The 18,792-nt window shown below is 63.4% G+C and carries 22 protein-coding genes; 9 read left to right on the top strand and 13 right to left on the bottom strand.

Features of this window, described 5'->3' with window-relative positions; all coding sequences use genetic code 11:
- Positions 1 to 40 precede the first annotated feature (40 nt).
- The 3 genes from ctaC to IWX64_RS05375 are packed head-to-tail and all read left to right on the top strand — an operon-like array spanning position 41 to position 3,033.
- Positions 41 to 907: an aa3-type cytochrome oxidase subunit II gene (gene ctaC / locus IWX64_RS05385; protein WP_196866135.1), complete on the top strand. Its 867-nt coding sequence runs from the start codon at positions 41 to 43 to the stop codon at positions 905 to 907.
- The gene (ctaD, locus tag IWX64_RS05380) at positions 907 to 2,628 is read left to right on the top strand and encodes an aa3-type cytochrome oxidase subunit I (RefSeq protein ID WP_196866134.1); all 1,722 of its coding nucleotides are present in this window, start codon (positions 907 to 909) and stop codon (positions 2,626 to 2,628) included. Before ctaC ends, ctaD begins: the two co-directional genes overlap by 1 nt.
- A 3-nt stretch (positions 2,629 to 2,631) precedes the next feature.
- Positions 2,632 to 3,033 (top strand): cytochrome c oxidase subunit 4, encoded by a 402-nt coding sequence (locus IWX64_RS05375; protein ID WP_196866133.1) that lies wholly within the window; start codon positions 2,632 to 2,634, stop codon positions 3,031 to 3,033.
- A 353-nt stretch (positions 3,034 to 3,386) separates the two neighbouring features.
- Here the strand turns inward: IWX64_RS05375 and IWX64_RS05370 are convergent, their stop codons facing one another.
- Both IWX64_RS05370 and IWX64_RS05365 read right to left on the bottom strand, forming a co-directional pair.
- Positions 3,387 to 5,102 (bottom strand): ABC1 kinase family protein, encoded by a 1,716-nt coding sequence (locus IWX64_RS05370; RefSeq protein ID WP_196866132.1) that lies wholly within the window; start codon positions 5,100 to 5,102, stop codon positions 3,387 to 3,389.
- A 5-nt stretch (positions 5,103 to 5,107) separates the two neighbouring features.
- Complete coding sequence (locus IWX64_RS05365; protein WP_196866131.1) at positions 5,108 to 5,650, bottom strand: PadR family transcriptional regulator; 543 nt, start codon at positions 5,648 to 5,650, stop codon at positions 5,108 to 5,110.
- A 203-nt stretch (positions 5,651 to 5,853) separates the two neighbouring features.
- On the opposite strand from IWX64_RS05365, the gene IWX64_RS05360 reads away from it, so the two are divergent.
- A complete protein-coding gene (locus tag IWX64_RS05360; protein ID WP_442859032.1) occupies positions 5,854 to 6,585 on the top strand; it encodes a GntR family transcriptional regulator in 732 nt (243 codons plus the stop codon).
- 85 nt (positions 6,586 to 6,670) lie between these two features.
- Here the strand turns inward: IWX64_RS05360 and qcrB are convergent, their stop codons facing one another.
- The 4 genes from qcrB to ctaE form a co-directional block, all read right to left on the bottom strand.
- The gene (gene qcrB, locus IWX64_RS05355) at positions 6,671 to 8,353 is read right to left on the bottom strand and encodes a cytochrome bc1 complex cytochrome b subunit (protein WP_196866129.1); all 1,683 of its coding nucleotides are present in this window, start codon (positions 8,351 to 8,353) and stop codon (positions 6,671 to 6,673) included.
- 1 nt (position 8,354) lies between these two features.
- Positions 8,355 to 9,380 carry a cytochrome bc1 complex Rieske iron-sulfur subunit gene (gene qcrA / locus IWX64_RS05350; protein ID WP_196866128.1) on the bottom strand — a complete coding sequence of 342 codons (1,026 nt, stop codon included), beginning with the start codon at positions 9,378 to 9,380 and terminating at the stop codon, positions 8,355 to 8,357.
- Between the two features lie 94 nt (positions 9,381 to 9,474).
- Positions 9,475 to 10,260, bottom strand: coding sequence for a cytochrome bc1 complex diheme cytochrome c subunit (qcrC, locus tag IWX64_RS05345; protein WP_196866127.1), 786 nt, complete (start codon positions 10,258 to 10,260; stop codon positions 9,475 to 9,477).
- 87 nt (positions 10,261 to 10,347) lie between these two features.
- Complete coding sequence (ctaE, locus tag IWX64_RS05340; protein WP_196866126.1) at positions 10,348 to 10,986, bottom strand: aa3-type cytochrome oxidase subunit III; 639 nt, start codon at positions 10,984 to 10,986, stop codon at positions 10,348 to 10,350.
- 148 nt (positions 10,987 to 11,134) lie between these two features.
- On the opposite strand from ctaE, the gene trpD reads away from it, so the two are divergent.
- Complete coding sequence (trpD, locus tag IWX64_RS05335) at positions 11,135 to 12,196, top strand: anthranilate phosphoribosyltransferase (protein ID WP_196866125.1); 1,062 nt, start codon at positions 11,135 to 11,137, stop codon at positions 12,194 to 12,196.
- Here trpD and IWX64_RS05330 read toward each other — a convergent pair.
- From IWX64_RS05330 to IWX64_RS05315, 4 genes are read right to left on the bottom strand one after another with little or no spacing between them, the layout of a single operon-like run.
- Entirely contained in the window at positions 12,193 to 12,918 is a 726-nt protein-coding gene (locus tag IWX64_RS05330; protein ID WP_196866124.1) for a copper homeostasis protein CutC, read from the bottom strand. The genes trpD and IWX64_RS05330 overlap by 4 nt on opposite strands.
- A gap of 2 nt (positions 12,919 to 12,920) precedes the next feature.
- Positions 12,921 to 13,202 carry an Lrp/AsnC family transcriptional regulator gene (locus IWX64_RS05325; protein WP_196866123.1) on the bottom strand — a complete coding sequence of 94 codons (282 nt, stop codon included), beginning with the start codon at positions 13,200 to 13,202 and terminating at the stop codon, positions 12,921 to 12,923.
- A gap of 55 nt (positions 13,203 to 13,257) precedes the next feature.
- Complete coding sequence (locus tag IWX64_RS05320) at positions 13,258 to 13,674, bottom strand: DUF3054 domain-containing protein (RefSeq protein ID WP_196866122.1); 417 nt, start codon at positions 13,672 to 13,674, stop codon at positions 13,258 to 13,260.
- 31 nt (positions 13,675 to 13,705) lie between these two features.
- Positions 13,706 to 14,458 carry an alpha/beta fold hydrolase gene (locus IWX64_RS05315; RefSeq protein WP_334683169.1) on the bottom strand — a complete coding sequence of 251 codons (753 nt, stop codon included), beginning with the start codon at positions 14,456 to 14,458 and terminating at the stop codon, positions 13,706 to 13,708.
- Between the two features lie 106 nt (positions 14,459 to 14,564).
- On the opposite strand from IWX64_RS05315, the gene IWX64_RS05310 reads away from it, so the two are divergent.
- The 3 genes from IWX64_RS05310 to IWX64_RS05300 all read left to right on the top strand — a co-directional run bounded on the left by IWX64_RS05310 (position 14,565) and on the right by IWX64_RS05300 (position 16,155).
- A complete protein-coding gene (locus IWX64_RS05310; protein WP_196866121.1) occupies positions 14,565 to 14,837 on the top strand; it encodes a DUF2277 domain-containing protein in 273 nt (90 codons plus the stop codon).
- A gap of 109 nt (positions 14,838 to 14,946) precedes the next feature.
- Positions 14,947 to 15,357, top strand: a complete 411-nt coding sequence (locus tag IWX64_RS05305; RefSeq protein WP_196866120.1) for a VOC family protein — start codon at positions 14,947 to 14,949, stop codon at positions 15,355 to 15,357.
- Positions 15,358 to 15,393: 36 nt separating this feature from the next.
- Positions 15,394 to 16,155, top strand: a complete 762-nt coding sequence (locus IWX64_RS05300; protein ID WP_196866119.1) for a class I SAM-dependent methyltransferase — start codon at positions 15,394 to 15,396, stop codon at positions 16,153 to 16,155.
- Positions 16,156 to 16,231: 76 nt separating this feature from the next.
- Here the strand turns inward: IWX64_RS05300 and IWX64_RS05295 are convergent, their stop codons facing one another.
- From IWX64_RS05295 to IWX64_RS05285, 3 genes are all read right to left on the bottom strand, one after another.
- The gene (locus IWX64_RS05295; protein WP_196866118.1) at positions 16,232 to 16,936 is read right to left on the bottom strand and encodes an alpha/beta fold hydrolase; all 705 of its coding nucleotides are present in this window, start codon (positions 16,934 to 16,936) and stop codon (positions 16,232 to 16,234) included.
- Positions 16,937 to 17,043: 107 nt separating this feature from the next.
- On the bottom strand, positions 17,044 to 17,784 hold the full coding sequence (locus tag IWX64_RS05290; RefSeq protein ID WP_334683168.1) for a hypothetical protein: 741 nt from the start codon (positions 17,782 to 17,784) through the stop codon (positions 17,044 to 17,046).
- Positions 17,784 to 18,326: a DUF421 domain-containing protein gene (locus IWX64_RS05285; RefSeq protein WP_196866117.1), complete on the bottom strand. Its 543-nt coding sequence runs from the start codon at positions 18,324 to 18,326 to the stop codon at positions 17,784 to 17,786. The genes IWX64_RS05290 and IWX64_RS05285 overlap by 1 nt, the downstream gene beginning before the upstream one ends.
- A 196-nt stretch (positions 18,327 to 18,522) precedes the next feature.
- Here IWX64_RS05285 and IWX64_RS05280 point away from each other — a divergent pair, with 196 nt between their 5' ends.
- Complete coding sequence (locus IWX64_RS05280) at positions 18,523 to 18,774, top strand: hypothetical protein (protein ID WP_196866116.1); 252 nt, start codon at positions 18,523 to 18,525, stop codon at positions 18,772 to 18,774.
- The last annotated feature ends 18 nt before the right edge of the window (positions 18,775 to 18,792 follow it).

Raw genomic sequence — 18,792 nt, 5'->3', positions numbered from 1 at the left:
GCCACGGGTGGCAAACACGTAAGAAAAGGAAGGGCCGTCTGTGAGTTCGCAGCACCGAACCGGCACCCGGCGCGCAAGGGTCACCAAGATCTCCAGCCTCATGCTGGTAGGCGCGTTGTTTCTGTCGGGCTGTTCAGCTGAAGTCCAAAGGGGTTGGTTGCCCGCCGAGCGCGACAACACCAACCACACCGGTCGGATCATTGATCTGTGGGTGAACTCCTGGATTGCGGCACTGATAGTCGGCGTCATCACCTGGGGTCTCATCATCTGGTGCATCGTTGCGTACCGCCGGCGCCGGAATGAGACAGGATTTCCCCGCCAGGTAAGCTACAACCTTCCCCTCGAGGTCTTCTACCTGACCATTCCCCTCTTCATGGTCCTCGTCTTCTTCTACTTCACGGACCGGGACCAGCAGGCGATCGATGCCCGCGTGGACAACCCGGACCTGGTAGTCGACGTTCGTGGCAAGCAGTGGTCCTGGGACTTCAACTACGTGAACGAAGACAAGTACTTCAGCGGAGTCCAGGCGAACCTGACCGGTGAGGAAGGTATCCCCGAGACGCTTCCCACCCTCTATCTGCCGGTAAACCAGACGGTCGAGCTCCAGCTCAATGCCCGCGATGTGCTGCACTCCTTCTGGGTGCCAGCGTTCCTGCAGAAGCGTGACATGATTCCCGGTCGCACCAACTACATCACCCTCACTCCCACACGGGAAGGCACCTTCGATGGGAAGTGCGCCGAACTGTGCGGTGAGTACCACTCGGAGATGCTCTTCAATGTTGCAGTCGTTTCGCAGCAAGAGTTTGATGCGCACATGGCCACCCTTGAGGATGGCCAGCTCGGTGAAGAATACGATCGCAACTCGTACTCCGACAACGAACTTGAACCAGCAGGGAGTAACGGCTGATGTCCACTTACGAATACACAGCTGACGATTCCGGTACCACTGTCGCACCCCGGGTTGTCCCGCGGTCCAAGGGCCGGGTAGTGGTCAGTTGGATCACCTCCACCGACCACAAGACCATCGGGTACATGTACCTGATCGCGTCCTTCGTCTTCTTCTGCTTTGCCGGCGTCATGGCGCTGGTTATCCGTGCGGAGCTCTTTGAGCCGGGGATGCAGATCCTGCAGACCAAGGAACAGTACAACCAGCTCTTCACCATGCACGGCACCGTCATGCTGCTGATGTTCGCGACCCCGCTGTTCGCCGGTTTCGCCAACGTCATCATGCCGCTTCAGATCGGTGCCCCCGACGTCGCGTTCCCACGATTGAACGCCCTGGCCTTCTGGTTCTTCCTTTTCGGCAGCACCATCGCCGTTTCCGGCTTCATCACCCCCCAGGGTGCTGCATCCTTCGGCTGGTTTGCCTATGCTCCGCTATCAAATACCACCTTCTCCCCGGGGCTCGGTGGTGACCTGTGGGTCTTCGGCCTGGCGTTGTCGGGCTTCGGTACCATCCTGGGTGCGGTCAACTTCATTACCACCATCATCTGCATGCGTGCCCCCGGCATGACCATGTGGCGGATGCCGATCTTCACCTGGAACACCCTCGTCACGGCAATCCTCGTCCTGATGGCCTTCCCGCCACTGGCTGCAGCCCTCTTCGCCCTCGGCGCGGACCGGCGGTTCGGTGCGCACATCTTCGACCCGGACAACGGCGGAGCGATCCTCTGGCAGCACCTGTTCTGGTTCTTCGGCCACCCCGAGGTCTACATTATTGCGTTGCCTTTCTTCGGCATCGTTTCCGAGATTTTCCCCGTGTTCAGCCGGAAACCGGTCTTTGGCTACAAGGGCCTTGTGTACGCGACGATCGCGATCGCTGCTCTTTCGGTGACCGTCTGGGCCCACCACATGTACGTCACCGGGGCAGTACTGCTGCCGTTCTTCGCCTTCATGACCATGCTCATCGCGGTGCCGACGGGTGTGAAGTTCTTCAACTGGATAGGGACCATGTGGCGTGGCTCGATCACGTTCGAGACGCCCATGCTGTGGAGCCTCGGATTCCTGGTGACCTTCCTGTTCGGTGGACTCACCGGCATCATCCTGGCGTCACCTCCGCTCGACTTCCACGTTTCGGACACGTACTTCGTGGTGGCCCACTTCCACTACGTGGTCTTCGGCACCGTCGTCTTTGCGATGTTCGCAGGATTCTATTTCTGGTGGCCCAAGTTCACGGGCAAGATGCTCAACGAACGTCTCGGCAAGATCCACTTCTGGATGCTGTTCGTCGGCTTCCACGGCACTTTCCTGATCCAGCACTGGCTGGGTGTGATCGGTATGCCTCGCCGTTACGCGGATTACCTGCCCGAGGACGGGTTCACAGCGATGAACCAGTTCTCGACCATTGCGTCCTTCGTGCTCGGCGCCTCACTGATTCCGTTCTTCTGGAACGTGTACATCACGTGGCGGAGCGGGAAAAAAGTTGAGGTCGACGACCCCTGGGGCTTCGGTGCCTCGCTGGAATGGGCGACTTCCTGCCCACCACCGCGCCACAACTTCACCTCACTGCCCCGGATCCGGTCAGAGCGTCCCGCGCTGGATCTCCACCATCCCGAGCTGCAGCAGCAGCACACGCCAAGCTCTGCCGTAGGACAGGCACTTGGCGCGGCCGACCGGAAGGACGCCTAGCACATGAAGGTTGAGACCGGACTCTTCTTCTGGGGAGCACCTTTCTTCGTACTCGTCGGAGTGGTCTACGGCTACCTCACCGGGTGGACCGAATATGTCGGGTTCCTCGGCATCCTGCTGGTCGGCGGCCTGGCGGGCATGATCGGGTTCTACCTGGGGTTCACCGGGCGCCGGATCGGGATGCGGCCCGAGGACAGGCTTGACGCCGAGATCCATGAAGGGTCGGGTGAACAAGGTCATTTCAGTCCCTGGAGCTGGTGGCCCCTCGTGCTCGGCCTGTCGGCGGCGACTGGTTTCCTCGGCTTGGCCGCGGGATTTTGGATTCTTTACATCAGCCTTGGCATGGTAGTCATCGCACTGGTTGGCTGGGTCTTCGAGTACAGCCGTGGGGACCACGCCCACTAGATCAGAAGTCCTACTGTTGGGCCCTCACCTCCGGGTGGGGGCCCGCCGTCGTTAACTGCGGGTTCTTGGGTCGAAGGGCAGTGGCACACTGAGGGCTGGCGGGTCCCCGATCAGGCTGACCCCTCCGGGTGCCTGCCGCAGGGTGGCCGTCCCACCGGAACCTTGTCAGCGGCAGGTTCACGGAGGGCGGCTTGTCAGTAGCCGGCTCATGGAGTGGGGCCTGTCCGCGGGGAGCACACGGGGAGGAGGCTCTGTCCGCTGCAGGATGCAGGCGAACGCATGAGCCGGGTAGGCGGTAACGGGGGATCGAAAGCCGCAGTTCCTGACCCTGGCGGTCTGCGGACAGCGCGGGGTTACAGACCCCGGCGGCCGGCCCATAGTCCGTGGAGCAGGGGAACAGCTGACGCCAGCATCAGGACGTTTCCCAGGACGGTGTCATCGGCACGGACTAGCGAGCCGGCGATCAGCAACGCGCCGAAGATCAAGGCCGAGGCGGCACGTTGCGCCGTCCGGTCGAGGCGCGCCAGACGCTGCTCCAGGCGGGGGTTGGCAACAGACAGGGAGCCGTCCTCCACACGGGTGATGAGTCCGTCAAGGCGTTGTGGCAGTCTCAGGGTCACCGACGCTGCCTTGAAGGCCTGCTGGGCCACGTCCTGCGCAATGTTGCCGCGCTCATCACGCAACAGCTGCGCGGCATAGGGTTCAACCGAATCCCACAGGTTGAACCGGGGGTCCAGCGAGCTGGCCACCCCCGACGTCAGCGACATGGCACGGATAATCAGGAGGAAATTCTCGGGCAGCTGGAAAGGCAACGAGCGGACCAGATCGCCAAACTCAACGGCGAAATCGAGGAACTCCTTGGGGTCCACCTCCCGGAGTTCAGCGAATCCCATGCCGCCAAACCGGGCAAACAGGTGGGTCATCGCCCGCTCAAGTTCACCGGTATCCGCCGAAGGGACCAGCACGCCCACGTCCTTGATCGCGGCGACCAGCCCCTTCCCATCACGGGTAGCAGCGGCTATCAGGAGTTTCCGCAGGCCATCACGGGTACTGGGTGGTACCTCACCCATCATTCCGAAGTCGATGAAGGTGAGTTTCCAGGTCAGGGCTGTCCCGGAATCCCCCCGGTCAACGGTGACAAAAATGTTGCCGGGATGCGGATCGGCGTGGAAGAACCCGTTGGTGAACATCTGATCGAACATGACCGACGCGAACACAGGGGCGACCTGCACCGGATCGATTCCCGCGGCGATCAGGGCAGCCGCGTCCGTGATCTTGATCGCTGTGACATCTTCGAGCGTCAGGATGCGGCGGGTGCTGCGTTCCCAGACGACCTCGGGCACACCCACCCGGTCGTCGCTGGCAAAGTCGGACGCAAACCGCTCCAGATTCTGAGCTTCCCGCAGGTAGTCGATCTCCATGAGGCTGATCTGGGCGAACTCTTCCACCAGGGCGGGTACGTCAGCCCGGTCGGACACAATGCGGACGCGATTGAGCCAGCCGCCTACTTTCCGCAGCGCAGCAAGGTCGATATCAATGATCGCATCGATGCCGGGACGCTGGACCTTGACGACAACGTCAGCCAGCCCCGTATCGGCGGCATCCATCGGCCGAAGCTGCGCGCGGTGTGCCTGCCCAAACGATGCCGCCGCGATGGGTGATTCCTCGATGGCCGCGAACACGTTCTCTAGGGGCGCACCCAACTCCGCCTCGGCGAGGACCCGAATTGCGGGGAAGGGGACCGGCGGTACCTCGTCCTGCAGTCCTTCCAGCTCGGCGGTGATCTCAGGTGGCAGAACATCAAGCCTCGACGACAGGAACTGGCCCACCTTGATCATCAGTCCACCAAGGTCCACCGCCAGTACCCTGAAGCGCCGGGCGAAACGCAGCATGCGTCGTGTCCTGGTGCGCTCGGCGATCCGGCCCAGCCCGATGCGGGGGAGGATGAGCTCAAACCACCAGGTCACAGCGAGATGCCACGCCGCGAACCGCACAATGCGACGGTATCGGGCACGGGAGGCACTCACGCCGGGGAGCGAATCCGCCATACCCCGGCGGTCCAAACCCATGCCGGTCAGTCTTGGGCGAGGATTGAGTACAACCGACGGCGCGCGTCGTTGAGCACCTTGGCTGCCTCCTGGACCTGCGCCGGTGTCCCGGTCCGACTCACCTGGGCGGCAGCCTGAGCCAGTTCCACGCCAGCCTTGGGCAGGGCGCCGAAGCCAGCAGCGCCGGAGTGATCGGCTGGCCCCCAGGGGCTACTGCCTCCTGCTCCCGCCACTTCCTCACGTCCCGCCTCGGTCAGCGAAAAAATCTTCCGGCCGTTGGACTCTTCAGCACTGATAAAGCCCTCGTCAGCCAGCAGTTGGAGCGTGGGGTAGACGGAACCTGCACTGGGCTTCCAACTGCCTCCGCTGCGTTCCTCGATCTCATGGATGATTTGGTATCCATGCATGGGCCTCTCTGCCAGGAGGGCGAGAATGGCGGAACGGACCTCGCCGCGTCCGGCGCGGGTACCCGAGCGCTTCTCAAACCGTGACCGGAGCTCTTCGACCGCCTGCCACATGCCGTCCATGTTGTTGCCGCCGAATCCACTTGCCGGGTAGGAACTTCGCATGATGCTCTCCTCAGTCGCGCTCAACGATATATAACGATAGTCAACGATACACCGCGGGGGTCGGGGGAATCAACGCTGGGGGACCCCTCTAGACTGGGAGCAGCCAGTTGTCGCAGTTGCAGGAAAGGTCGCCACCGGTGTCGAGCACACTACTACGGTTACTCGAGGAAGGGCTCCGCCCCGATTCGACCGCCCCCAAACATGTGCAGCTACGGGAGATCCTGCGTGAGCTGATCGCGGTTCACGCCGAGCCGGGAACCGCCATTCCCTCGGAGCGTGAGTTGACCCAACATTTCGGGGTTGCACGCATGACGGTGCGCCACGCCATCGATGCTCTGGTAGCCGAAGAGGTACTGGAGCGGATTGTCGGTCTTGGAACCTTTGTGGCACACACCAAGCTGGACTTACAGATGAAGCTCACTTCCTACAGTGAGGAAATGCACCGCCGGGGGATGGTGCCTGATGCGCGGGTCCTCAGTTTTGAACAGATCGGGGCTACGCCGCTGATCGCCAGGGAACTGCAACTGGAACAGGGGCACCCCGTCGTGCGGTTCCGTCGCCAGCTCCTTGCCGACGGCGAGCCGATGAGCGTCGACGAGAACTTCATCCCCGCGCACCGGGTGCCGGGGATCCTCGACGAGCCGGCGCCCACCTCGCTGTACAACGTGTTGAGCGAACGGTTCGGGTTGGTGATGGAGTGGGGAGAAGACACTATCGAGGCAACGGCGGCCTCAGCGTCAATCGCGCGCCTGCTCAACGTCGACCTGGGTGCTCCACTACTGAAGATCCAGCGTCACGCGTATGTGGCCCGGTCGATGATCGACTACTCGGTGTCGTACTACCGGGCGGACCGCTACAAGCTGTGGGTGCCGCTGCAACGCCCCGGTGTGCGGTCGCCCCGCGCCTATACCGCGAAGCGCCTCAATAGCCCCTAGAACAGCCCTGCAGACCGCATCTGCACGCGGACAAGAGAAAGGGCCCGATCCAGCTGGTGCTGAATCGGGCCCTTTCGTCGTGGTGTTACTGCGAGACCGCTGCCTTGTCGTGCTGCTCGGCAATCGCATCGTGGTGTCCGTGCGAGTGGGCTGCCTCAAGTTCGGCCGGGGTCACTGGCGCAACCCTGTCCTCGAAGAAGAAGCGGGACAACCGGCCCCGTGCCTTTTCGGTCCGGGTGACGTGACCGTTGACGTCGGCCTCGGCAGGAAGCACCGCGTGGGACTCGTAGTTGACCAGGTTGTAGCGCTTGTATTCATCGAGTGGCTCGTGGACCTCGATGAACTCACCGTGGGGGAGTCGCACAATCCGGCCGGTTTCCCGGCCGTGCAGTGCAATCTCGCGATCCTTGCGCTGGAGGGCCAGGGCAATACGCTGAGCAACCATGAAGCCGATGATCGGGCCTACGAAGAACAGCACCCGCAACCAGTAGGTCACATCATTCAGGGATACGAAGAAGTGGGTGGCGATGAGGTCCGAGCTGGCTGCTGCCCACATGACGCAGTAGAACACGACGCCGGACACGCCCACCGCGGTGCGGAACGGTGCGTTCCGCGGACGGTCGAGCAGGTGGTGCTCCCGCTTGTCCTTCGTCAGCCAGGACTCGATCCATGGCCACATGAACATGAGTCCGAAGACAATTCCTGCGGGAACGAGCGCTGGAATCAACACGTTCAGCGACAGGGTGTTGACACCCCATGGCATCGGGATGTTCCACTCCAGCGGCAGACCGCCCAGCCAGCCCGGCATGAGACGCAGCGCGCCGTCCACCCAGCCGATGTACCAGTCGGGCTGCGTACCAGCCGACACCGGGGAGGGGTCGTACGGGCCGTAGTTCCAGATCGGGTTGATCGTGAACGCTGCCGAGATCGCTGCGATGATGCCGAAGACGATGAAGAAGAATCCGCCGGCTTTTGCTGCGTAGACCGGGCCGACGGGGAAGCCGACCACGTTGTCGTTCGTCCGGCCTGGGCCGGGGAACTGGGTGTGCTTGTGGGTCACCACCATGAAGAGGTGGATCACGATCATCAGCAGGATGATCGCGGGGATCAAGAGAATATGCAGCACGTAAAGACGTGGGATCACCACTGTGCCGGGGAACTCGCCGCCGAAGAGGAAGAAGCTGATGTACGTGCCAACAACCGGTACCGCCTTGATGACGCCGTCGATGATCCGCAGGCCGTTACCGGACAGCAGGTCATCGGGGAGCGAGTAACCGGTGAAGCCGGCAGCCATGGCCAGGATCAACAGGACGCAACCGACAACCCAGTTCAGTTCGCGGGGGCGCCGGAACGCTCCGGTGAAGAAGACGCGGAGCATATGAACCGATACTGCGGCGACAAAGAGCAATGCAGACCAGTGGTGAACCTGGCGCATGAACAGTCCGCCGCGGACATCGAAGGAGATGTTCAGGGCCGTGGCGTACGCCTCGGACATTTCGACCCCACGCAATGGCACATAGCTACCGTCGTAGTGGGTTTCCGCCATCGACGGATCGAAGAAGAAGGTCAGGAAGGTGCCCGAGAGGAGCAGGATCACGAAGGAGTACAGCGCCACCTCACCGAACATGAAAGTCCAGTGATCCGGGAAGATCTTCCGCCCGAACTCCTTGACCATTCCGGATCCGCCGACCCTTGAGTCAACGTAGTTGGTGATCTTCCCGACGCTCGTCTTGGGTTGGTAGGTACTTTGCGATGCCGTGCTGCTCATGTCAGCCACGCTCCCAGAAACTTGGTCCTACTGGCTCTTGAAAATCGCTGGTAGCGATGAGGTAGCCCTCGTCATCAACGGCGATGGGCAGCTGCGGTAGCGGTCGTGTCGCCGGTCCGAAGATGACCTTGCATTCCTGCGTAAGGTCGAACGTCGACTGGTGGCACGGGCAGAGCAGGTGGTGGGTCTGCTGTTCGTACAGAGCAACAGGGCAACCCACGTGCGTACAAATCTTGGAGTAGGCGACAATGCCCTGGTAGCCCCAGTCCTCACGCCCCGGGGAGGGGTTCAGGGAGTCAGGGTTCAGACGCATCAGCAAGACAACAGCCTTGGCTTTTTCTTCGAGGTAATGCTCGGAGTCAGACAGTCCCTCAGGGATGACGTGGAAGGCCGAACCGATGGTCACGTCGGAGGCCTTGATCGGGGTGCCACTTGGATCCCGGGCCAGACGGGTTCCGGAATCCCAGTAGGTCTGCCGCAGCACGTCACCGGGCAATGGACCCAGATCGCGGAAGATGAACACGGCGGGGAGCGGCGCCAGGAGCATTGCACCCAGCAGCGTGTTGCGGATCAGTGGGCGACGCTTGATGCCTGTTTCCTCAACGATGTCGTTGATGATCTTCTCTGCATCGGCGCGGTCAGCCTCAGTGCGGATCTCGTGCCGGTCCTCGGAGACTTCATGATCGGGCATCAGGGTCTTGGCCCAGTGAACAATGCCGACGCCGATCCCGAGCATCGCAAAGGCGGTACCCAGGCCCAGTGTGAGGTTCTGGAGGCGAAGGGTTTCGATGGTCTCGTCCAGGGGGATGAGGAAGTACCCGACGAAAAACAACACGGTGCCAATGATCGACACCAGGAAGAGAATCGCTACCTGCCGCTCCGCGCGCTTCTCGGCACGCGGATCCCTGTCGGCCAGCCGGGGACGGTGCGGAGGCAGTCCAGGGTTCTGGAACTTCTGCACATCGCCCTGACCGGGCCTAGCTACGACGCCAGTACTCTCTGGACTGCCGTGACTATGATCGGCCATGATCCCTCGCATCCTTCTGGAAAAACTCTGCTTGTGGTCTGTTGTTCAGTTTGTGGTTGCTGCCCGTGGGCTGCCTGTAGTGCGCCATCGCGGTCTAGGACGATCGCGCGGTGAGCCAGACGGTAAAGGCGATGATGACGCCGAGTCCCGCTACCCAGATAAAGAGGCCCTCGGAAACCGGTCCCAGCGAACCGAGGTCCGCTCCGCCGGGGGAGCCCTGCTCGTCGATGGTCTCGAGGAACGCGATCACGTCGCGCTTGTCCTCGGGGGTGATGTTCGCGTCACTGAAGACCGGCATATTCTGCGGCCCGGTGACCATTGCCTCATAGGTGTGCTTGGCGGTGGAGCCGGAGAGGGCGGGAGCGTACTTGCCCCGGGTCAAGGCGCCGCCAGCGGCGGCAGCGTTGTGGCACATGGCGCAGTTGACGCGGAAGACCACGCCGCCGTTGGCGGGGTCGGCGTCGGACGTGTCGAGGGTTTCTTCCCCGGGGATGGCTGGGCCAGCGCCAAGGGATGCCACATAGGCGGCCATCTGCATGGTCTGCTCGTCACCGAACTGTGGTGGCTTGACCTGTGCCTGCGGGCCCTGCATCTGCATCGGCATGCGTCCGGTGCCTACCTGGAAGTCGACCGATGCTGCGCCCACCCCAACGAGGGATGGCCCGTTCTCCGAACCGACTGCGCCCATCCCGTGGCAGGTGGCGCAGTTGGCGATGAAAAGCTTCTCGCCCTCGTCCACCTGATCCGCTGAAAAGGTCTGTGCCTTGGCTTCGTTGGTACTGCTCGCTAGGGCGTAGACGCCACCCGTGAGGAGTAATCCGATCAGCAACAAAGCTACTGCTGCCAGGGGATGACGTCGCCTTTGCGAAAGTGCCTTCACTTGCTGGTTCCTGCCTTCTGTCGTGCAATCACTGCCAGTACCACTTGATGAAATTCTACACGTAGTAGAAGAGGGTTCAACTAAGGGTTACTTCAGGAAATAGATAATGATGAACAAAGCAATCCAGACGACGTCGACAAAGTGCCAGTAATACGACACCACAATTGCCGAGGTGGCCTCAAAATGGCCAAATCGTTTGGCTGCGAACCCTCGTCCGATGATGAACAGGAAGGCGATCAGCCCGCCGAGGACGTGGAGTCCGTGGAAACCGGTGGTGATATAAAACGCCGACCCGTAGGCGTTGGACGAGAGCGAGACGCCCTCAGAGACCAGCACCGCGTACTCGTAGCCCTGCACCGCGACGAAGATGGAGCCCAGGATGAAGGTCAGGAGGAACCACTCGATCATTCCCCACTTCGCGGGGGAGAACACGCTCCCGGTGCGGCGAGGCTGCAACCGCTCGGCGGCGAACACTCCGAACTGGCAGGTCACCGAACTCAAGACGAGAATAATCGTATTGATCAGCGCGAACGGAACGTTCAGCTTTTCGGTCTCCATTGCCCATAGCTCACTTGAAGTGGAGCGCAGGGTGAAGTACATGGCGAATAGTCCGGCGAAAAACATCAGCTCGCTGGACAGCCAAACGACGGTTCCGACGGAAACCATGTTGGGGCGGTTCAGCGTGTGATGCGCCGTGGTACTGGGGGCTTGAGTCGCAGATGTCACAGATCCATTATGTCTCTAAAAAGCACCAGTTCACCAATGCTGATGCCCTCCCGGCGCGTCCCCATGGGCGTTGGGGACTCGCCATCCCAGTAACGGCGCGGAAGTCGCGAACAGATGACTTTCTACAATTCGTAGATAACCTTGAGGTGTGACGACGATTTCCAGCCCCGACAGCGCTTCCCCGACCTGGCCTGTACTGATCTCCGCCCTGATCCGGGGAGACGATCTGTCCTCTGACCAGACCCGCTGGGCCATGGATCAGATCATGGAGGGCGAGGCCAGCCACGCCCAGGTGGCGGGCTTCCTCGTTGGCCTGCGGAGCAAGGGGGAAACCGTCGGCGAGCTGGTCGGGCTGGTGGAGGCAATGCTCTCGCGGGCACACCGTATCGAGGTACCCGGCCCCACCCTCGATATTGTCGGTACCGGCGGGGATGGCCTGAATACCCTCAACATCTCCACCATGTCCTCCCTGGTGGCGGTAGGCGCGGGAGCGAAGGTGGTCAAGCACGGCAACCGCAGCGCGTCCTCATCTGCCGGTGCCGCTGACGTCATCGAGGCGCTGGGCGTCCGGCTGGACCTCTCCATCGACGATGTCGCCCGCTCGGCTGAGGAAGCCGGAATCACGTTCTGTTTTGCCCAGGTGTTTCACCCGTCCATGCGTCACGTAGCGGTCCCGCGGCGTGAACTGGGGGTTCCCACAGCCTTCAACTTCCTGGGGCCGCTCAGTAACCCGGCCGGCGTCGATGCACAGGCCATGGGCTGCGCCAGTGAACGGATGGCGCCGCTGATGGCCGGGGTGCTCGCGGCGCGGGGGATTCGCGCCCTCGTGTTCAGGGGAAGCGACGGCAGGGACAAACTCACCACCAGCGGCTCGTCGACTGTCTGGGAGGTCAGGAACGGAACGGTCACCGAGCACACTGTCCACCCCGCCGACTTCGGGCTGCCGGTAGCCCCGGTGGAGGCACTGCGTGGCGCAGACGGGGCAAGCAACGCCTCAGTGGTGCGTGCACTGCTGGCGGGGGAGCGGGGTCCGGTACGGGACGCTGTGGTGCTTAATGCGGCGGCCGGGCTCGTGGCGTTCGATACCCAGCATGCGGCGCCACTGATCGATCGGCTTACGGCCGCGATGCGGCGTGCCGAAGCCTCGATCGACTCGGGGGCCGCGCAGGCCGCGCTGGACAAGTGGGTGCGGGTGACCGGCGGCGCCTAGGGCAGTCGGTTGGCCCGCCCGATTACCTCGGCAACCTGCAGCGGGTCGGTGACCTGGTAACTGTTGCCCTCCGTATCCGACACTCCAAGGGAGATGCCGCCTCCGGGCGGACGGTGGGTTGCCTTCGCCGAGAGGTGGACCTCGGTGATCCCGACGGCGGACAGCGCCGGGAGGTCGCCAAGGACCACGCCACCGCCCGCGAGGATGGTCAGGCCGCTCTGCGCGGCGACCATCGACCCGAGAGTGTCAAGGCCCTGTGCCGCGGAAACCGCGCCGCCGGAGGTCAGTACCCTGGTGAACCCAGCCGCGGAGATCGCCTCAAGGGCGTGGACAGGCGAGGGGGTGTGGTCGATCGCCCGGTGGAAGGTGTACTCGATGGCGGGAGCCGCCTGCCGCAGGATCCTCAGCGCCCCGGCGTCGACGTCGTCGCCGGCCGTCAGGACCCCGACGACGACGCCCGCCGCACCCTCGGACGCAGCCGCATCGATGTCCGCGGCCATCACGTCGAGCTCGGCGGGGGAGTAGGTGAATCCCCCGGGGCGGGGGCGAATCAGCACGTGCAGGGGCAGGGCCGGAACCATGGCCCTGATCCGGCGGACCAGCCCGACGGAGGGTGTCAGCCCTCCCAGCGGCAGACCCACGCAGAGTTCAGCGCGCGCCGCACCAGCGTGGTCGGCTATCGCCGCGCCGGCGGGGTCCTGCACCGCGATCTCTACCCGCATCCTCAGCCTTCGAAGCCCAACGAGAAGGCAGTATCGAGGTCGTGCTGTGAATAGGAGCGGAAGGCGATCTGGGTGGTGGTGGACTCCACCCCCTCAACCTTGGAGAGGCGGTCGGCGATGACGTCGGCCAGGTCCTCGTGCCTGCTGACCCGTGCAATGGCAATGAGGTCCCACTCACCGGTCACCGAATAGACCTCGCTGATGCCATCGATCTCGGAGATTTCCTGGGCACATTCGGGGATCCGGGAAGCGTCGGTCTGGATCAGGACGAAAGCGGTAATCATGGGGTGTCTCCCTGGCAGAGGTGGAACTGACTGGTGATACAGGCTTGCAGCTAACTTATCGCGAAGTACCACGCCGCCGCAGGACGAGTGAGGCCACAGTGCGGGGGAGGAGCAGGACCGCGCCCAGAACCACGACGGCGACCACGAGGAAACTCACCGCCATCCCACCGCCCAGCAGCGCACGGATCGCGAGGCCTCCCACGGCTGTACCAAGCCATACGAGCACACCGGTTGGCCAGGGCACGGCAGGCGACCGCCAGACCCTCAGCACAACCCAGGTGAGCAGGCAGGCAGCAAGGAAAGGCCCAGCGGTGCTGAGGATGCCCAGGATCGCCAGCCCGGACTCGTGGGTTGAGCGCCCGGTTGCTGCAAAGGCGATGATCAGGCACAGATCGGCCAGCAGCCAGCCCGCAGCCTGCCTGCGTGGCGCTGCGTTGCGGGTAAAGGACGAGTGGTCCGTTGGGGGAGTCATCGACTGGATGTTCAGGAGGTGCTGTCGAGGATCAGACGCGCGGCCGGCGCGGGCTGGTCCCAGTGGGGGAAGTGTCCGCTCGCATCAAACCAGTGCAGCGAGGCGTCCGGGAAGCGCCGCTGCGCGGTGGCCGCCTGGCTGGCGGGAGTAACGCGGTCCTGCCGGCCCCACCCGATGACCACCCTGCCGGGAAGGGATCCGCGGGCTGCGCCCTGCTGGAGTGGTCCCTCGATGAGAGACCGCAGTGCCTCGTCAAGGCTGGGCGAGGCGGAGTAGCCCCGTCGGTCAGAACCAGGTGGGGGTGGAGCTTCCAGGGGTGGGCTGAAAACTGCGCCAGGAGGGCGGTCCGCCCGGCCGCAGTCCTGGTCAGGAAGGACAGCGCCGGCTGGACGGCCCGCACCAGGGCGACCGAGGCAGTGATACTGACCCCGAACACCAGCCGCTGGCGGTCGCTCCAGAATCCACCAGGGTCCAGCGAAACAGTGGTGCCCGGGTGCCCGCGCCGGGCGAGTTCAAGCACCATCCGTGCGCCCATCGAACTTCCCACCAGGTCTATGCCCTGAAATCCTTCGGCCTCGATAAACCGTTCGAGCGCGTCGGTGAGTGTTCCGACGGTCGCCGGGCCTACGAGGGGTGAGCTGCGGCCGAATCCGGGCAGGTCGACGGCGATCACATCGCGCTCGGCGGTCAGCGCCGGCATGATCGGATCCCAGGTGCGCAGGCTCGAACCGAGACCGTGCACCAGGAGGAGGGGTTTGCCGCTGCCATGTCGTTCGAAATGCATCAGGATCCTTCACTTGGGAGTCCTTCAACTGTAGGCATTCGTACGTCGAGTAGATGAACCCGACCAGCTATTCCCCCCGCACTCAAGTCGGCCTACGCTATGGAACATGTGCAGAAATATCCGACCTTTGTCTAACTTCGAACCGTCTGCCACCAACGAGGAAATCCACGCAGCCGCCCTGCAATACGTTCGCAAGGTCAGCGGTTCCGCCCGTCCCTCGAAGGTCAACCAGGAGGTGTTTGACACCGCTGTCGAACGCATCGCCCACGTGACGGCGCACCTGCTCGACGATCTGGTAACCACGGCTCCTCCCAAGGACCGTGAAAGTGAAGCTGAGAAGCACCGCGCGCGAACAGCTAAACGATTCGCGACCGCTTAGCTGTTCCTGGCCCCGGCTCGCCACTGCGGGGTCGGGCAGGCTCGTCGTGGGCTTGCCATCGATGACTGCCGTCCAGCTTTCACCCCTCCAGCACTGTCAGGAGTTTGTGATGACCACCCGATTGAATCCCTACCTGAATTTCGCAGGTAACGCCCGGGAGGCAATGACCTTCTACCACTCGGTCTTCGCCGGCGAACTCACGCTGAGCACGTTCGGCGAAAACCAGATGAGCGAGGACCCTTCCGACGCCGAAAAAATCATGCATGGGCACCTCGAAACGGATGCCGGCCTGGTGCTGATGGGCGCCGATATTCCCACCGGTATGCCCTACACCGAGGGCGACACCTTTTCGGTGTCATTGAGCGGCGAGGACGAGGAGGAATTGCGCAGCTACTGGGAGAGGCTCTCCGGTTCAGGCACCGTCACAGTGCCGCTGGAGCGGGCGCCCTGGGGCGACAGCTTCGGTATGTGCAAGGACCAGTACGGGGTCGACTGGCTGGTCAACATTAACGGTTCCTGACGTCATTCGGACCGGCAGGACAAGCGGGGTATCCACGTGGGTTTCGACGTCGCCGCTGATGCCTATGACCGGTTCATGGGCCAGTATTCGGGGCCACTTGCAGGGGAATTCCTGCGTCTGGCCGGGGTCCGGAGCGGCCATCGTGCACTCGACGTGGGATGCGGCCCGGGCGCCCTGACCGCCCGGCTGGTGTCCCTGCTGGGAGCCGGTGGGGTCGCGGCGGTTGACCCCTCGCCCCCGTTCGTGGCGGCTGCCCGGGACCGGCTTCCGGGCGTCGACATCCGTCGCGGCGCGGCGGAGCGCCTCCCCTTTGCCGACAGCGTTTTCGATGCGACCCTCGCGCAACTGGTGATCCACTTCCTGGCCGACCCTGTCGCCGGCCTGCGGGAAATGTCACGGGTCACCCGCAGCGGTGGGGTCGTGGCGGCATGCGTGTGGGACCACGCCGGAGGGAAAGGTCCACTGGCCACGTTCTGGGAGGCGGTCCAGTCGATTGATGACCGGGCACCCACCGAAGCACTCCTGCCCGGCATAGCCGAAGGGCAGCTTGCCGACCTGTTCGACACTGCTGGTCTGCTGGAGATCGAGCAAGGTAGTGCGTCAGTGCGGGTGGAATTCGAGTCATTCGCCGCCTGGTGGGAACCCTTCACCCTCGGCGTCGGCCCGGCGGGGGACCATGTCAGGCGCCTGGGTGTCCGGGGCCGTGATGAGTTGCGGCACGCCTGCGCCGGGTTGCTTCCGGCCGCGCCGTTCGGGATTGATGCGACCGCCTGGACCGTCAGGGCTCGCCCCCGGTGACCACCCTGGCCCCGCGGACACTCCGATCGCCCGGACTGGTCAGCTGCTGATCAACGGGCTGTTCAGCTGGGTCAGCTCAAGATGCCCGGTCGACGGCGGCGAGTAGCGCCGCGCCAAGATCAGCAGGCCGGGTGAACTGTGGCCAGTGCCCGGTGGGTAGATCGACGTAGTCGACGTCCTGGATTCGGGTGAGCTCGGCGACGAACGGATCCCCGGCAGCCATCCACCGTTTGAGTTGCTCCGAGGTGAATTCGCAACAGATTACCGTAGCGGGAACGGCGAGACGGCGTTCGTCGTGCAATACCTGCCGGTCAATGGCGACGCCCTTCGGCTGCGGGATGGCACGGGCGATGAAGGCTGCTCGCAGCGTTTCATCCAGGCCGATGAGGTCATCCTCCTCGAACACCTCCCAGGCGGGAAGCGGAATGTCGTCACCGTCGGACGGCAGCTCGTCGTTGATATTGCCGCCGTCGCCCAAGGGGCCGCTGTCAACATAGACTGCCCGGAGCACCCTGTCGGGGCGCTGATCGAGTGCACCGTAGATGATGGCACCGCCGCCGGAGTGACCCACCAGCACCACGGGCCCGTCGACGTCGTCGATCGCCGTGACCACTGCGTCAATGTGCTGGCGGAGCCCTATCCCGGACCGGGGTGCGTCCTTAGCCTCCAGACCGGGCAGGGTGAGGGGATGGACGTGGTGTCCGGCCGCCGCGAGCGTGGGAGTCACCTCATCCCACGATGACGCATCCAGCCAGAATCCGGGTACCAGAATGATGTCCATGCCCGGGACCCTAGCCCGATCCGGCGCTTATCGGCAAGCAACCGGCATGACCTGAGCCGCCGTTCCCTGGGGAGGTAGGGAACCTGCCAGCGACCATCAGGGCCAGTTCAGCGGTCCAGGGTCGCACCAGAGCGGTCAGCCGGGGGAGTGGCGTCGGTATCGGCGGCCACTGGCGACTGGTCCCTCAGGAAGAAGGCACCCAGGGACCCTGCGAGGGTGGCGAACACTGCTACCGAGTAGATTGCGAGCAGCACCTGGAGGATCCGGGCGAAGTGGTCGGTGGGGGTGATTCCAGATCCGGTGATGGTGGCCATTGAGGCTTCGAAGAGGGCATCGGTGTAGGACTCGTGGGATCCCGTCGCGTAGAGCAGCTGGCTGGAAGCGAGGATCACGACGGCGGTCACGGCCGCGAGCCAGCCAATTCTGCTGGAGAGCAGTCTGCCGGCCGAGCGCGACCCCCTGATGCCGGCCGAAAGGATGCCGCCGAAGCGGGCAAACCGGGCGACCCTGATCAACCGGAAGGCCTGCAGGGCCCTAAAGAATCTGAGGAAAGGAACCAGCAGAAAGATCAGCTGCCACCAATTCTTCCGCCAGAACGCGCGGCTGAAACTACCGATATATGCGCGCAACAGGAACTCGCCGACGAAGATCGCCCAGAAGACCCATCCGACGACGCCGAAGACCAGGACCAGGACCGGGTCTTCCGCCAGGAGCTGGCCCAGCACGATGAACAGGAAGATGATGCCGAGGATCCCCATCGGCTTGTCGAGCCTGCGCGCGAATTCCTCAGCAGAGCGTAGACGGTCGGTCAGCTGCTCCTGGGATTCCGGGCCGCTCGCCGGAGCCATCACGGGGTGCCGTTCGTGGGCAGGGGATGGTCGCGCCAGTTCTCCACCCCGGACAGCGCTGACCCGTTGCCCAGGGCGCTGTGGGGAATGACGCTGAGGGTGCCGTTGGTTTCGAGGACCACTGCGGCAATGTCCGATATTGCGCCGGTACCGGTGCTCCGGATTGCCTGCAGCACCTCGGATTCGGTCAGGCGGTTCCGTCGGAGCTGGCCGGTCTGGAGCTGGCCATCAATGACCAGGGCAACCGGCTTCGCGGTAACCACTGACCGGACCCGTGGCCACCGGGCCGAAAGCCAGGCGACGATGAATTGGAGGGATGCCAGCAACACCAGGGCTGTGAATCCCTGGGCGAAGGTGACATCGGCGCTGAGCAGGATTGTCGCAAGGGTGGATCCGAGGGCAACCGTGACGATGAAATCGAAGGCGTTGAGCTGGCCGAGCGTGCGTTTGCCCGACGCCCGCAACACCAGGACCAGGGCGGCATAGGACACCGATCCGATGATCAGCACACGGACAACTTGTTCCCACGATTCAAACCACATACCGAAATCTTTTCACACCGGCTGCATTCGGCGGGCCTGGGGGAGTCCGGTGGCACGGCCAACCCTGAGGACGTCGACCATCGCGATCACGCGGGACCGAACCTGTCGAAGGTCTGCGACCACAACAGATGGACATCATTTCTGGGTTATGCCCGGCCTGCGATACTTGCAACCACAAGCAATCCTCAAGAGAACCATGAAGGATCAACCGTCGTCCCCGGCACCGGACAGGCGTGGAAAGCGTCGGAGACTGTTGGGGGCGTTGAGCGGGGCGATCCTGGGCTTCGTCGTGGCATACGTCGTATACGTGCTGATCACACCAGTGCTGGAGGCCAGCCCCGGGTTGATACGGGAGCTGCAGGGGTTGTCGTGGAATCTCGTTCCCGGCCTCACCGTGCTCGGTGGCGTCGTCGGATGGATGCTAGCCGGCCCCCGGCGACGGCGCTGAAGAACAACCTGCTGGCCG

It is taken from the genome of Arthrobacter sp. CAN_A212 (genome assembly GCF_015752345.1).
Lineage (GTDB): Bacteria > Actinomycetota > Actinomycetes > Actinomycetales > Micrococcaceae > Arthrobacter_D.
This window is presented reverse-complemented; position numbering and strand designations above follow the sequence as displayed.

Coding starts and splice junctions, on each gene's coding strand:
- ctaD (WP_196866134.1), top strand. CDS start 907: ATGTCCACTTACGAATACACAGCTGACGATTCCGGTACCACTGTCGCA.
- IWX64_RS05375 (WP_196866133.1), top strand. CDS start 2,632: ATGAAGGTTGAGACCGGACTCTTCTTCTGGGGAGCACCTTTCTTCGTA.
- IWX64_RS05370 (WP_196866132.1), bottom strand. CDS start 5,102: ATGGGTTTGGACCGCCGGGGTATGGCGGATTCGCTCCCCGGCGTGAGT.
- IWX64_RS05365 (WP_196866131.1), bottom strand. CDS start 5,650: ATGCGAAGTTCCTACCCGGCAAGTGGATTCGGCGGCAACAACATGGAC.
- qcrB (WP_196866129.1), bottom strand. CDS start 8,353: ATGAGCAGCACGGCATCGCAAAGTACCTACCAACCCAAGACGAGCGTC.
- qcrA (WP_196866128.1), bottom strand. CDS start 9,380: ATGGCCGATCATAGTCACGGCAGTCCAGAGAGTACTGGCGTCGTAGCT.
- IWX64_RS05330 (WP_196866124.1), bottom strand. CDS start 12,918: ATGCGGGTAGAGATCGCGGTGCAGGACCCCGCCGGCGCGGCGATAGCC.
- IWX64_RS05325 (WP_196866123.1), bottom strand. CDS start 13,202: ATGATTACCGCTTTCGTCCTGATCCAGACCGACGCTTCCCGGATCCCC.
- IWX64_RS05320 (WP_196866122.1), bottom strand. CDS start 13,674: ATGACTCCCCCAACGGACCACTCGTCCTTTACCCGCAACGCAGCGCCA.
- IWX64_RS05315 (WP_334683169.1), bottom strand. CDS start 14,458: ATGCATTTCGAACGACATGGCAGCGGCAAACCCCTCCTCCTGGTGCAC.
- IWX64_RS05310 (WP_196866121.1), top strand. CDS start 14,565: ATGTGCAGAAATATCCGACCTTTGTCTAACTTCGAACCGTCTGCCACC.
- IWX64_RS05305 (WP_196866120.1), top strand. CDS start 14,947: ATGACCACCCGATTGAATCCCTACCTGAATTTCGCAGGTAACGCCCGG.
- IWX64_RS05295 (WP_196866118.1), bottom strand. CDS start 16,936: ATGGACATCATTCTGGTACCCGGATTCTGGCTGGATGCGTCATCGTGG.
- IWX64_RS05290 (WP_334683168.1), bottom strand. CDS start 17,784: ATGGCTCCGGCGAGCGGCCCGGAATCCCAGGAGCAGCTGACCGACCGT.
- IWX64_RS05285 (WP_196866117.1), bottom strand. CDS start 18,326: ATGTGGTTTGAATCGTGGGAACAAGTTGTCCGTGTGCTGATCATCGGA.
- IWX64_RS05280 (WP_196866116.1), top strand. CDS start 18,523: ATGAAGGATCAACCGTCGTCCCCGGCACCGGACAGGCGTGGAAAGCGT.